Below are 12789 nucleotides of genomic sequence, written 5' to 3'. Positions count from 1 at the left end.
TGCATCTATACTGAAACAGTTCTATATGATATGTGGGAATAAGAACCAATTTTACATATGATATAGGAGGAAAAGAAGGGAAAGCTAAAGTTATAGACTAATTAGGAGGTTCCGCAATTTGCGACGTACATTATATCGACTTATGATCGAACTTACAAATGGTCGTTTTACTTCTTATATATTACGTAAATTTGCACAATCTCGTTTAAGCTCTATCATTATTCCATCGTATGCGAAAGTGTTTCAAATTAATCAAGATGAGATGGAAAAGGGTTTGAAGGAATATAGAACATTGCATGAATTATTTACGCGTAAGCTAAAAGAAGGAAAGCGTAGTATTGATACAGATGCATCGAGTATTGTTAGTCCTGTTGATGGTGTTTTTGCTGATCACGGTCCTATTGAGGAGACAAAAACATTTGATATTAAAGGCAAGCGTTATTCGATTGTGGATATGCTAGGTAATGAAGAACGTGCACAGCGATATGCAGGTGGTACATACATGGTTATTTATTTAAGCCCAAGTCATTATCATCGTATTCATAGTCCGCTTTCTGGTTCTGTGACTGAAAGATTTGTACTCGGTAGAAAATCATATCCGGTAAATGCAGCTGGTATGGAATACGGGAAAGAACCATTGTCAAAAAATTATCGTTCTGTTACAGAAGTGAATAGTGACGGTGAACATATGGCGCTTGTAAAAGTAGGAGCTATGTTTGTAAATAGTATTGAGCTGCTGCATGAAAGAGACACTGTTCAAAAAGGTGAAGAAATGGCATACTTTACATTCGGCTCAACGGTTGTGTTATTGTTTGAAAAAGATATGATAGAAGTAGTGCAAGAATTGAAGAGTGGACAAGAACTTCGCCTTGGTGAAAAAATTGCTACTCGATTGGCTCATAAGTAAAAAAGATTTTATAACTGTAAGCAAGATTTATGGACAAAGATGCGTAATGATGAAATTCCCTAGATGGGAGTACTTGTTTATTCGAGAGCCATCGCAGGATGGCTCTTTTTACAAGTTAGTTACTTAAAATTTCACTTTATATGTAATCAAGACGATTTGACGAGCTTGTCCTCTAATGAGCGTCTAATAATTTCTTGTTTTATAAGTAAAATGAAGTCGGGATTTAATTTTAGTTCTTTTGCTTTATAATAAGACTCAGTGAGTAACTCAGTAGATAACTGTTCCATATGTTTTGTTTTCAAGGTGAGTCACCTCCTAATAATATAAGGATTGATTCGTTGTTGCATTTAATGTACCAAAAAAATATGACAGTCACAAACGAGTGGTTATCCACATACCTAGGTGGATAAAATGTGTATAGATTGTTAGTAAATTCCAAATTAACTGAAAAATTAATGTGGAAAATGTGTACAATTTTATCCACAGGCCATATATCGAAATATGTTGTCGAAAAATTTTTATGAAAACTCCTCAAAGAGGTGAAAGAAATTGAAACTATTTTTACCAAATGAATATGTGAAAAATGTATATCATGTTCAACCAGAAGATTTGAAAAAACGTGGAATTAAAGGTGTTATTACTGATTTAGATAACACTTTAATTGAATGGGATCGTCCAAATGCAACGCCACAACTTGAAGAATGGTTTTTGAAAATGAAAGAGCAAGGCATTCAAGTAACGGTCGTTTCAAATAATAATGAGCAACGAGTGAAAGACTTTGCTGATCCATTAGGCATTCCATTTATTCATAGTGCACGTAAGCCATTTGTCCGTGCGTTTAAGCGTGCGATACAAGACATGCAGTTGCAGCCAGATGAAGTTGTAGTAATTGGAGATCAATTACTAACGGATGTGCTAGGTGGAAACCGAGTTGGACTTCATACAATTTTAGTTGTACCAGTAGCACAAACGGACGGATTAGTAACGCGCTTTAATCGAAAAATTGAACGAAGAATCATGAGAAACATGAAGAAAAAAGGTTTAATTAACTGGGAGGAATAAAGTTTGACTGAAACAATTAAATGTATTGGTTGCGGTGTAGAAATTCAAACAGAAGATAAAAATGAAGTGGGATATGCTCCTGCCTCATCTTTAGAAAAAGAACAAGTCATTTGTCAACGTTGTTTTCGATTGAAACATTATAACGAAATTCAAGATGTATCATTAACAGATGATGATTTCCTACGTATTCTAAACGGTATTGGAAAATCAGATGCGTTAGTAGTTAAGATTGTAGATATTTTTGATTTTAATGGTAGCTGGTTACCTGGCTTACATCGTTTCGTGGGAAATAATAAAGTATTACTTGTTGGGAATAAAGCTGATTTAATTCCTAAGTCAGTAAAACATGATAAAGTAAAGCATTGGATGCGCTATAGTGCAAAGCAGCTAGGATTAAAGCCAGAAGATGTCTTTTTAATTAGTGCAGCAAAGGGACAAGGGATTGCTGAGCTGGCAGATGCGATTGAGTATTACCGCGGCGGAAAAGATGTTTACGTTGTTGGATGTACAAATGTAGGGAAATCAACATTTATTAATCGTATGATTAAAGAATTTAGTGATGAGACTGAAAATGTAATTACAACATCTCATTTCCCAGGAACAACGCTTGATTTAATTGATATCCCGTTAGACGAAGAATCTTCTTTATATGATACGCCAGGTATTATTAACCACCATCAAATGGCTCATTATGTTGGAAAACAAAGCTTAAAGCTTATTACACCAACAAAAGAAATTAAGCCGATGGTATTCCAATTAAATGAAGAACAAACATTGTTCTTTAGCGGACTGGCACGTTTTGATTACGTAAGTGGCGGTCGTCGCGCATTTACTTGTCACTTCTCAAATCGTTTAACAATCCATCGTACAAAGCTTGAGAAAGCAGATGAATTGTATAAAAATCATGCAGGGGATTTACTAAGCCCGCCAACACCAGAAGAATTAGAAAATATGCCAGAGCTAGTGAAATACGAGTTTAATATTCGTGAACCAAAAACGGATGTTGTATTCTCTGGATTAGGATGGGTTACTGTGAACGAACCGGGAGCAAAAATTGTTGCACACGTACCAAAAGGAGTAAGTGTTTCATTGCGTAAATCTTTAATTTAATATGGAGAGGGATTTATGAAACAATTATATGGTGTAATCGGAAATCCAATTGGACATTCATTATCACCCGTTATGCATAACGATGCATTTGAACACTTGAATATGGATGCCCATTATCATGCCTTTCTTGTTAAAGAGGAAGTGCTAGGGGAAGCAGTAAGAGGTTTAAAAGCGTTAGGTATTTCAGGATTTAATGTAACAACTCCGCACAAAGTTGCGATTATGGATTATTTGGATGAGATTGACCCGCTAGCAAAACAAATTGGTGCAGTAAATACGGTGGTTCATAAGGATGGGAAATTGATTGGCTACAATACAGATGGAATTGGTTTTGTCCGAGCACTGCAATCCATTAGTAGTAAACCACTTCAAGAGAAACGTATTTTATTACTTGGCGCAGGCGGTGCTAGTCGAGCTATTTATTTTTCACTTGCTGATGTAGGTGTGAAAGAGATTGATGTAGCGAATCGTACGGTAGATAAGGCGAAGGAACTTATTACTGCATGTAAGGCTACTGTCCATTCTGTTGCTTTATCGCTAGAGAAAGCAACAGAAGAACAAGGGAATTATGATATTATCATTCAGACGACAACAATAGGTATGCATCCACGCGTCGAACATACGCCGTTACAAATTTCTTCGTTGAATAAGGGAACGATTGTATCAGATATAATTTATAATCCATTTGAAACGAAAATTTTATGTGAGGCGAAAGAGCAAGGTGCAATGATTCAAAATGGTATTGATATGTTTGTTTATCAAGGAGCGCTTGCATTTGAAATGTGGACAGGGCGTACGCCAAATATCGAACGAATGAAACAATTAGTTATAAGAAAGCTTGGAGGCTAACATATATGTTAACAGGAAAACAAAAAAGATTTTTACGTGCACAGGCACATCATTTAACACCAATTTTTCAAGTAGGAAAAGGCGGAGTAAATGAAAATATGATTAAACAAATCGCAGATACTTTAGAAGCTCGTGAGCTATTTAAAGTAAGTGTGCTACAAAACTGTGAATTCGATCGCCGTGAAGTTGCAGAAGAACTTGCAAAAGGTGCACGTGCTGAAATCGTTCAAGTAATTGGAAGCACAATCGTTTTATACAAAGAGTCAAGAGAAAATAAACAAATTAAGCTTCCTCGATAAAAAGATTAGCATGCGCTATTTTTATCGTTGATGCGTAATGATGTAGAGAGCGAAACCAATTGAACTTTTATTAATAGCAACTCTCTTCTGTTAGGAATGAAGAGAGTTGCTGTACGTAAAAGGAAGGGGCGTTTCTTTTGAGGAAAATTGGCATCATTGGCGGTACATTTGATCCGCCACATTATGGACATTTGCTCATTGCAAATGAAGTATATCATGCTTTGAATTTAGAAGAAGTATGGTTCTTACCGAACCAAATTCCGCCGCATAAACAAGGGCGGAATATTACAAGTGTAGAAAGTCGTTTGCAAATGTTAGAGCTTGCGACTGAGGAAGAGGAACATTTTTCTATTTGTTTAGAAGAGCTAAGCAGGAAGGGCCCATCTTATACGTATGACACTATGCTACAATTGACGAAGAAGCATCCGGATGTGCAGTTTCATTTTATTATTGGTGGAGATATGGTTGAGTATTTGCCGAAGTGGTATAACATTGAAATGTTACTTAATCTTGTAACGTTTGTTGGGGTTGCAAGACCTGGGTATACATTGCATACACCTTATCCTATCACCACTGTGGAAATTCCGGAGTTTGCTGTTTCTTCATCTTTATTACGTGAGAGATATAAAGAGAAGAAAACATGTAAATATTTACTTCCTGAAAAAGTACAGGTATATATCGAGAGGAATGGGTTGTATGAATCGTGAGAAAGCACTTCATATTGTCAAACAACAAATGCATGAAAAACGTTATATACACACAATTGGTGTAATGGAAACAGCAATTGAACTTGCTAAGTTATACGGTGTGGATGAAAAAAAAGCTGAAGTTGCAGCTATATTTCATGATTATGCGAAGTGTAGAGCGATTTCAGAGATGGAAGAGATCATTAAAAGTGAAGATTTGCCGAAAGATTTACTTTGTTATAACAAAGAGTTATGGCATGCACCTGTTGGGGCATACTTAGTAGAAAAAGAAGTAGGTATTACAGATCCTGAAATCCTGCAAGCTATTACATATCATACAAGTGGTCATGAGAAAATGACGATGTTAGATAAAGTAATTTATGTAGCTGATTACATTGAGCCTGGGCGAAAGTTTCCAGGGGTGGAGGAAGCTCGTAAACTCGCATATACGGATATAGATCAAGCTTTATTATTTGCGCTAAAGAGAACAATTCAATTTTTAATGGAAAAAGATCAAACGATTTATCCATTAACATTCCAAACATACAATGCAGTTATCAAGGAGGAAATGAGTAAATGAAAGATAAAGATTTATTAGTATTAGCAGCAAAAGCAGCTGATGATAAGAGAGCGGAAGATATGGTTGTCCTAAATATGCAAGGTATTTCACCAATTGCAGATTATTTCATTATTTGTCACGGTAACTCAGATAAGCAAGTGCAAGCAATTGCGCGTGAAATTAAAGCGAAAGCACACGAGTTCCAAATCGACGTACAACGTATGGAAGGTTTTGACGAAGCTCGCTGGGTATTAGTTGACCTTGGAGATGTAGTTGCTCATGTATTCCATAAAGATGAGCGTAATCACTATAATTTAGAGCGTCTATGGGGCGATGTGCCACGTGAAGATATTACAGAAGAGTTAGGCCAATGAACTACGAGCAATTTGCGTTGCTGTACGATGAACTAATGAATGATGTCCCCTATGATAAATGGGTGGAATTCACAGAGGAAAGCTTACAGCAAGCGGATGTGAAAGAAGCGAAGATTCTTGATGTAGCATGCGGTACTGGTAATGTAACGCTTCCGCTTGTACAAAAGGGTTACGATGTAATCGGTGTCGATCTTTCGGAAGAAATGTTAGCAGTCGCACAGCAAAAACTAGGCGAGGCAGGATATTTTATTCCTTTTTACCAACAAGACATGCGAGAGCTTGATGTTCCAGGTGAGTTTGACTGTGTAACGATCTTTTGTGATTCATTAAACTATGTATTGCAAGAAGATGGAGTGCAAGAAACATTCCGAAGAGTGTTTCATCATTTACGTCAAGATGGTTTGTTTTTATTTGATGTACATTCTTTATATAAAATACATCATGTATTTCAAAATGAAACATACACAGTGAATGGAGAAGAAATATCTCTTATTTGGAATTGCTTCCCTGGTGAAGATTCAAACAGTGTAGAACATGATTTAACATTCTTTGTTCAAGACCCAGAAGAAGATGTGTACCATCGTTTTGACGAATGTCACGTACAACGTGCATATCCGGTTGAAGAGTTAACGAAATGGCTTGAAGAAGCTGGTTTTACAGTGCTTCGTGTAACTGGTGACTTTGAGCGACTTGAAGTTACAGAACAAACAGAGCGTATTTTCTTCATGGCGAAGAAAAACGGATAAAACAAAAGCAACCAAGAAGGTTGCTTTTGTTTTGTAAAGAAGCTGTAATTTTAGTTGTAGGATAATAAGAAGATGATATACGTGAATTTTGAAAGTGCTAGTTTAAGTAAAAATGTAATGTGAAAAATTAAGTATTTATAAAAAGGATTTGGAATGACGATGACGTATTTATTATGTGTGTTTATTGAATTGCTGATCAACGCATTTTAAATCTTCATCAAATTTCTCGTGTGTCCGCTCGATTAATTTATGAAACATATCCCCAACATGTTCTTCTAAAACCCGAATACCTTCTCCTGTAACGCCGCCTTTCACACATACTTTTTCTTGTAAAGTAGGCAATGTGAAAATCCCTTTTTCGAGTAGTTTCCCCATTCCAACGACCATTTCACTTACTAAAGTAGTGGCTTCTTCATGTGTAATATTTGTTTTATCTACAGCAGCATTAATGAAACATTGTAATAAATAACTAAAGAATGCAGGGCCGCAGCTTGCTATATCAGATGAAACGCGCGTTATATCTTCTTCTATTACAAGGGGAGTAGAAATGTTTTTGAATAAGCGAAATAGTTTTTGTTGCCATTCTTCAGAGCAGTTACTTCCAAATGTAAATAGTGATGCGCCGGATAGGGCGCGGTTTGTAATGCTCGGAATAATACGAGCAACATGGCAAGGTACAAGTGTCTCTAATTGTGATGGGGATATTGGACTTGTGATAGAAACTAAGCACTTTTCATCAGAAAAATGTTCAGCGTATTTTTGTAAGATTGGGTATATATCTATCGGCTTTACACAAATAAAAATAAGATGTGATCGTTCGATTGCCTCATCAATAGTTTTGGCTATATGAACAGAAGGGTATTTTTCCTTTATATGATATGCTTTGGCGGGCGTTCGATTAATGATCGTAAGGCACGAAGGTTTGACAGCACGGGTTTCTAAAAATGCATCGATTAGTATATTCCCCATGTTTCCTGTCCCTATAATTCCTATGTTCAATGTTTCATCCCTCCTTCGTAACAGCTTTCTCCTAAACAATATGAATGATGTTATAAATTTATGATTAGAGGTGAAAAATGATGTGGGATTTTCCAAAGAAATGGTTAGGATTAGCAGCTATTATTGGAACTGTGCTTTTTCTTATTTTCTGGAAAACGAACGAGCATACAGAGCGATCAGCTATTGCAACGGATGTTCAAGCGAAAGATATGGAGAAGAAAAGTAAACCGAAAATATCGGATACAAAGCAGCAGAAAAAAATAATTGTAATTGATATGAAAGGGGCTGTTGTTAAAGAAGGGGTGTATGAAATGAAAGAGGGGGACCGGGTCAAGGATGCCATTGAAAAAGCAGGTGGTTTTTTGCCTGAGGCAGATAGGATGAAGGTAAATTTAGCGCAAATGGTACAAGATCAAATGCTTCTTTATGTACCGAATAAAAACGAACAAGTGCAAGAAGTAGTTGCTGTTTCAAAGGGAGAGGGAAAAGTTCAAATAAATGCAGCTTCTAAAGAACAACTTGAAAAAATTACAGGTATTGGTTCTCGGAAAGCAGAAAGTATTTTGAAATATCGAGAGGAACATGGTCCGTTTCAAAAAATAGAAGATTTGTTAGAGATTGATGGGATTGGTGTGAAGTCTTTGGAGAAAATAAAAGATCAAATTATTATTCCGTAAAAGATTGACGAAGTTTTTCTTCATTCGCTACACTACAAGTAGACAAAAAAGTAGGTGAAGAATATGGAACGAATTTCATGGGATCAATATTTTATGACGCAAAGCCATTTGTTATCTTTACGTAGTACATGTACAAGGCTTGCAGTAGGAGCGACAATTGTTCGTGATAAACGAATTATTGCTGGTGGATATAATGGTTCAATTAAAGGTGGCGTACATTGTATAGATGATGGATGTTACGTTATTGATAATCATTGTGTTCGTACAATTCATGCAGAAATGAATGCTTTATTACAGTGTGCAAAATTTGGCGTGAAAACGGAGGAAGCGGAAATTTATGTTACGCATTTTCCTTGTTTACAATGTTGTAAGGCGATTATTCAAAGTGGTATTACAGCAGTTTATTATGCACAGGATTATAAAAATCATCCGTATGCTGTAGAGTTATTTGAAAAAGCGAATGTAACGGTGAAACACGTTCCACTAGAATATGATATTGCAGCATTAGAGGATCAAAAGCGTCATATGGAGTTAAAAGAACTATTTGCATCTTTAGAAAAAGAGAACTTATCAATGGAAGAATTACAGCATGTATTCACGAAAGCAAAAATGATGCTATAAGGAGTGAGTATGAGTTGCAAGGACAATGGGGCTATGTTGCAATCTCATTTATAATAGGGATTGCAATTGCCTTCTCCTCTTCAGTTATATGGCTGACTTGTTGTCTCGTTCTAAATGTTTTCTTTTGTTTGTATCGTACTCCGCGTAAAACCTTCTTTTATTGTATGATAGCGTGTTTAAGTGGCGCTATGTACACCACGTATGTTCAAGGGCAAAACAATCCTCTGGGAGATTCCTACGAAGCTACAAGAGGGGTGATACATAATACACCTCTTATTAACGGAGATCGCCTCTCATTTCAAGTTGAAGATCAGAATAAAAATATAGTGCAGTTAAGTTACAAAATGAAATCAGCCTTGGAAAAGAAACAGATGCGACAATTACATGCAGGAGTATCATGTGTATTCGAGGGTGAGAGGAAAGAACCGCAAATAGCTCGGAATTTCCATGGGTTTAATTATCGTGATTATTTATATAAGCAAAATATTCATTTCATATTGGACGCTACATATATTTCTGAATGCCATAAAACATCGTTGTCACTCGTGCAATGGATTCTTCTCTTGAGGCAACAAGCAATCTCAGAAGTTGCAGAAATGTTTCCAGAGCAATCAGGCGCTTTTATGAATGCATTAGTATTTGGTGATAGACAACAAATGACATTTGAAGTTGAAGAGCAATATCAACAATTCGGTCTCGTGCATTTGTTGGCGATTTCAGGATCGCATATCGTATTGTTAATGGTAATCGTGTATTTTATTTTGCTAAGAAGCGGTGTGACAAGGGAGGTAGCAACGGTATGTCTTATCTTCTGTATTCCTCTATATATGATTTTAGCAGGAGCGTCACCATCTGTTATAAGAGCTTCTATAACAGGAGTTTTTATGTTAATTGCTTTTATGTGTTCTATTCGTTTATCTAGCTTAGATGCTTTAAGTATAACAGCTATATGTATGCTTATATTTGATCCATATCTCGTGTTTAATATTGGCTTTCAGTTTTCTTTCGTCGGTAGTTTTGCTTTACTTTTATCTACCCCGCTTTTACTAGAGAGTGGTAATGGAGTAATTCGAAATTCTATTTATATTTCTTTCATTTCACAGCTCGTTAGTACTCCGATTTTGTTATATCACTTCGGTTATTTTTCTCCATATAGTATTTTCTTAAATATCCTATACGTTCCGTTTTTATCTCTCGTTGTATTGTCGTGCAGTATTGTTATTTTGATATGTATACCGGTCATCCCGTTTCTTGCAAAAAGGCTTGCGAATGTACTATCAATAGGTTTGAATCTTTCTAATGATTTTTTAAGTTATTGTGAAAACTTACCATTTACCCGTCTTAATTTCGGACAAACGTCTATACTTCTTGTGGCCTTATATTGCGTGAGTATTATTAGTATATTGATGGTTTGGGAAAGGCGAATGGCGAAGGGAATTCTGTTTATATCTGCAGGCGTATTTCTTTTTATTAGTACATGCCATTATGTATATCCGTATTTTCGAGAAAGTGGGAGTGTTACCTTTCTCGATGTTGGACAGGGAGATGCAATATTAATTCGCCTTCCGTATGATCAAGAGATTTACCTTATTGATACTGGTGGAACAATTCTTCCAAATAAGGAAGAATGGCAACGGAAAAAGCATGAATTTTCTGTCGGAAATGATATTTTGATTCCTTATTTACAAAAGGAAGGTATTAAAAAGATAGATAAATTAATTATAACGCATGGAGATGCGGATCATATAGGTGCTGCGCAACAGTTATTATCAAATATAACCGTAAAAGAAGTTGTATTTGGCCGAAAGGAACAAGATGCGGAATTAGAAAAAATAGTAAAGAAACAGGCTTTAGAAAAGAAAGTGAAAATAAGAGAAGTGAGAGAAGGAGAAAGTTGGAGCATAAATGGAGCGGAATTTTTCGTATTAGCGCCAACAGGGAAGGAGAGCAGTGAAAATAACGCTTCAATTGTAATGTTGGCAAAATTAGGAGGACTAACGTGGTTGTTTACAGGTGATTTAGAAGAAGAAGGCGAGAAGTTTTTAGTAGCTACGTATCCAGAGTTGCGAGCGGATGTTTTAAAGGTTGCTCATCATGGAAGTAATACGTCATCTACAACACCTTTTCTGAGCGTCGTACAGCCTAATATAGCGGTTATTTCTGTCGGTGAGCGTAATAGGTATGGGCACCCTCATAAGGACGTTATAGAGCGTTTTGAGAAGAGGGGGATTGAAATATGGCGTACGGATAAGCAAGGGGCTATCTCCTATGTTTTTAAAGGGGAAAACGGAACCTTTCGTAGCAAAATCACATATGATGAAACACATAATAGATAAAAAAGACTGCCAGTAAGCAGCAGTCTTTAAGAACCGATAAATTTAATAACAGTTGCAATGATGAAAAGTGTTGCGAAAAAACCAAATGAGACGATAAATCCTACCCCTGAATCAATAGCGTCATTGCGTTTACTTTGAACGTTTTGTTCAAAATCATTCATTTAGAATCCCTCCCCAACATTCCACTTTAGTATAAAATATTGTCAGAAAAAAATCTACAATTTCCATATGAGGAGAAATAGAGCGTTTTTACTACTTTTAGATCATGAAGTAATGTGAATTTTTGTTTCCAAGCATGTTAACAGTTGGCACTTATACTCGAATTTTTATTGCGAATAATAAAGGGAAGGTGATTACCGCACACCAATAAGAAACCCGGGGCTTATTGCGTGGCGTTTAATATAAATAAAGGGACGGGTTATATTGCCTGTTCCTTTGTACTTGTAAAACAAAAGCTAGGGCATTAGTATAAATATATATTGCCAAGTTAGGGAGTAGGAAAAAGTATGAGTGATATACATAAAAAGATTAAAAAGAAGCAGTTTGCTCCGTTATATTTACTATATGGAACAGAAGCGTTTTTTATAAATGAAACGATAAAGCTTATTACAACAGAAGCGCTTGAAGAGGAAGATCGCGAGTTTAATGTTGTGACATATGATTTAGAAGAAGCATATTTAGAAGATGTGGTTGAGGATGCACGTACACTTCCTTTTTTCGGAGAACGTAAAGTGTTATTAATAAAATCACCACTCTTTTTAACTTCACAAAAAGAAAAGTTAGAACAAAATATAAAAATTTTAGAAGAATATATTGGGGAACCTTCTCCCTTTTCTATTCTTGTTTTTGTTGCGCCTTACGAAAAGCTGGATGAACGAAAAAAAATTACAAAACTATTAAAGAAAACAGCGGATGTAGTAGAAGCGAATGCAATGCAAGTGCAGGATGTTCAGAAGTGGATTGTTGCTCGGGCAGATGAAGTGCATGTGCATATTGATCATGCGGCTGTTAGTTTGTTGTTAGAGCTTGTGGGAAGTAATGTAACGATGTTGGCGAAGGAAATGGACAAGTTAACGTTATATGTCGGTATGGGCGGAGATATTACACCGAAACTCGTTGCAGAGCTTGTGCCAAAATCAGTTGAACAAAATGTGTTTGCTTTGACAGAAAAAGTGGTAAAAAAAGATATCGCGGGTGCGATGCAAATTTTGGATGGATTATTTACGCAGCAGGAGGAACCTATTAAATTGCTTGCGTTATTAGTAAGTCAATTCCGTTTACTGCATCAAGTGAAAGAGTTACAGCAGCGTGGTTACGGTCAAAATCAAATCGCGTCTCATATTGGTGTGCATCCATATCGTGTAAAATTAGCGATGAATCAAACGAAGTTTTTCTCTTTTGAAGAATTAAAAAAAGTGATAATGGAATTAGCGGAAGCTGATTATAGTATGAAAACGGGAAAAATGGATAAGAAACTTGTGCTCGAGTTTTTCTTAATGCGGTTAAATCATATGTGATGAAACAAAAAAAGTTCACGTGCTAAGAGCGTGAACTTTTTTGTATA

The 12789-nt window shown here is 36.1% G+C and carries 16 protein-coding genes; 13 read left to right on the top strand and 3 right to left on the bottom strand.

What is annotated here, in order from left to right; translation table 11 throughout:
- Positions 1–118 precede the first annotated feature (118 nt).
- Positions 119–907 carry a phosphatidylserine decarboxylase gene (locus RTP99_RS11185; protein WP_001255001.1) on the top strand — a complete coding sequence of 263 codons (789 nt, stop codon included), beginning with the start codon at positions 119–121 and terminating at the stop codon, positions 905–907.
- A gap of 146 nt (positions 908–1053) precedes the next feature.
- Here the strand turns inward: RTP99_RS11185 and sda are convergent, their stop codons facing one another.
- A complete protein-coding gene (sda, locus tag RTP99_RS11180) occupies positions 1054–1209 on the bottom strand; it encodes a sporulation histidine kinase inhibitor Sda (RefSeq protein WP_000850094.1) in 156 nt (51 codons plus the stop codon).
- 247 nt (positions 1210–1456) lie between these two features.
- On the opposite strand from sda, the gene RTP99_RS11175 reads away from it, so the two are divergent.
- The 8 genes from RTP99_RS11175 (at position 1457) to RTP99_RS11140 (ending at position 6592) form a co-directional block, all read left to right on the top strand.
- Entirely contained in the window at positions 1457–1969 is a 513-nt protein-coding gene (locus RTP99_RS11175) for a YqeG family HAD IIIA-type phosphatase (protein WP_000765306.1), read from the top strand.
- A 3-nt stretch (positions 1970–1972) separates the two neighbouring features.
- Entirely contained in the window at positions 1973–3079 is a 1107-nt protein-coding gene (gene yqeH, locus RTP99_RS11170; protein ID WP_000140795.1) for a ribosome biogenesis GTPase YqeH, read from the top strand.
- 15 nt (positions 3080–3094) lie between these two features.
- Positions 3095–3928: a shikimate dehydrogenase gene (gene aroE / locus RTP99_RS11165; RefSeq protein WP_000812096.1), complete on the top strand. Its 834-nt coding sequence runs from the start codon at positions 3095–3097 to the stop codon at positions 3926–3928.
- 5 nt (positions 3929–3933) lie between these two features.
- Complete coding sequence (gene yhbY / locus RTP99_RS11160; protein ID WP_000955224.1) at positions 3934–4227, top strand: ribosome assembly RNA-binding protein YhbY; 294 nt, start codon at positions 3934–3936, stop codon at positions 4225–4227.
- 137 nt (positions 4228–4364) lie between these two features.
- Positions 4365–4934, top strand: coding sequence for a nicotinate-nucleotide adenylyltransferase (nadD, locus tag RTP99_RS11155; protein WP_001226059.1), 570 nt, complete (start codon positions 4365–4367; stop codon positions 4932–4934).
- Positions 4924–5493: a bis(5'-nucleosyl)-tetraphosphatase (symmetrical) YqeK gene (gene yqeK, locus RTP99_RS11150; protein WP_001078362.1), complete on the top strand. Its 570-nt coding sequence runs from the start codon at positions 4924–4926 to the stop codon at positions 5491–5493. The genes nadD and yqeK overlap by 11 nt, the downstream gene beginning before the upstream one ends.
- On the top strand, positions 5490–5846 hold the full coding sequence (gene rsfS, locus RTP99_RS11145; protein WP_000653200.1) for a ribosome silencing factor: 357 nt from the start codon (positions 5490–5492) through the stop codon (positions 5844–5846). Before yqeK ends, rsfS begins: the two co-directional genes overlap by 4 nt.
- Positions 5843–6592, top strand: a complete 750-nt coding sequence (locus RTP99_RS11140; RefSeq protein ID WP_001105574.1) for a class I SAM-dependent DNA methyltransferase — start codon at positions 5843–5845, stop codon at positions 6590–6592. Before rsfS ends, RTP99_RS11140 begins: the two co-directional genes overlap by 4 nt.
- A 171-nt stretch (positions 6593–6763) precedes the next feature.
- On the opposite strand, the gene comER is transcribed toward RTP99_RS11140, so the two are convergent.
- Positions 6764–7591, bottom strand: a complete 828-nt coding sequence (comER, locus tag RTP99_RS11135; RefSeq protein ID WP_001020547.1) for a late competence protein ComER — start codon at positions 7589–7591, stop codon at positions 6764–6766.
- A 77-nt stretch (positions 7592–7668) separates the two neighbouring features.
- Between comER and RTP99_RS11130 the strand changes: the two genes are divergently transcribed.
- From RTP99_RS11130 to RTP99_RS11120, 3 genes are all read left to right on the top strand, one after another.
- A complete protein-coding gene (locus tag RTP99_RS11130) occupies positions 7669–8268 on the top strand; it encodes a helix-hairpin-helix domain-containing protein (RefSeq protein ID WP_041184703.1) in 600 nt (199 codons plus the stop codon).
- 63 nt (positions 8269–8331) lie between these two features.
- Positions 8332–8889, top strand: a complete 558-nt coding sequence (locus tag RTP99_RS11125; protein WP_000439783.1) for a ComE operon protein 2 — start codon at positions 8332–8334, stop codon at positions 8887–8889.
- A gap of 14 nt (positions 8890–8903) precedes the next feature.
- Positions 8904–11225 (top strand): DNA internalization-related competence protein ComEC/Rec2, encoded by a 2322-nt coding sequence (locus tag RTP99_RS11120; RefSeq protein ID WP_011040683.1) that lies wholly within the window; start codon positions 8904–8906, stop codon positions 11223–11225.
- A 26-nt stretch (positions 11226–11251) separates the two neighbouring features.
- Here RTP99_RS11120 and RTP99_RS11115 read toward each other — a convergent pair whose 3' ends face one another.
- The gene (locus RTP99_RS11115; protein ID WP_000997609.1) at positions 11252–11386 is read right to left on the bottom strand and encodes a YqzM family protein; all 135 of its coding nucleotides are present in this window, start codon (positions 11384–11386) and stop codon (positions 11252–11254) included.
- A 345-nt stretch (positions 11387–11731) separates the two neighbouring features.
- Between RTP99_RS11115 and holA the strand changes: the two genes are divergently transcribed.
- Positions 11732–12742 (top strand): DNA polymerase III subunit delta, encoded by a 1011-nt coding sequence (gene holA / locus RTP99_RS11110; RefSeq protein ID WP_001279918.1) that lies wholly within the window; start codon positions 11732–11734, stop codon positions 12740–12742.
- Positions 12743–12789: the final 47 nt, after the last annotated feature.

Source organism: Bacillus sp. (in: firmicutes) (genome assembly GCF_031983925.1).
In the GTDB taxonomy this organism is placed as follows: domain Bacteria; phylum Bacillota; class Bacilli; order Bacillales; family Bacillaceae_G; genus Bacillus_A; species Bacillus_A pacificus.
Note: the sequence above shows the minus strand (reverse complement) of the source record. Positions and strands in the feature narration are given on the sequence as shown.

Excerpts from the sequence above, each read along its gene's own strand:
- RTP99_RS11125 (WP_000439783.1), top strand. The coding sequence starts at position 8,332 with ATGGAACGAATTTCATGGGATCAATATTTTATGACGCAAAGCCATTTG.
- yhbY (WP_000955224.1), top strand. The coding sequence starts at position 3,934 with ATGTTAACAGGAAAACAAAAAAGATTTTTACGTGCACAGGCACATCAT.
- yqeK (WP_001078362.1), top strand. The coding sequence starts at position 4,924 with ATGAATCGTGAGAAAGCACTTCATATTGTCAAACAACAAATGCATGAA.
- RTP99_RS11140 (WP_001105574.1), top strand. The coding sequence starts at position 5,843 with ATGAACTACGAGCAATTTGCGTTGCTGTACGATGAACTAATGAATGAT.
- rsfS (WP_000653200.1), top strand. The coding sequence starts at position 5,490 with ATGAAAGATAAAGATTTATTAGTATTAGCAGCAAAAGCAGCTGATGAT.
- holA (WP_001279918.1), top strand. The coding sequence starts at position 11,732 with ATGAGTGATATACATAAAAAGATTAAAAAGAAGCAGTTTGCTCCGTTA.
- aroE (WP_000812096.1), top strand. The coding sequence starts at position 3,095 with ATGAAACAATTATATGGTGTAATCGGAAATCCAATTGGACATTCATTA.
- RTP99_RS11130 (WP_041184703.1), top strand. The coding sequence starts at position 7,669 with ATGATGTGGGATTTTCCAAAGAAATGGTTAGGATTAGCAGCTATTATT.
- RTP99_RS11115 (WP_000997609.1), bottom strand. The coding sequence starts at position 11,386 with ATGAATGATTTTGAACAAAACGTTCAAAGTAAACGCAATGACGCTATT.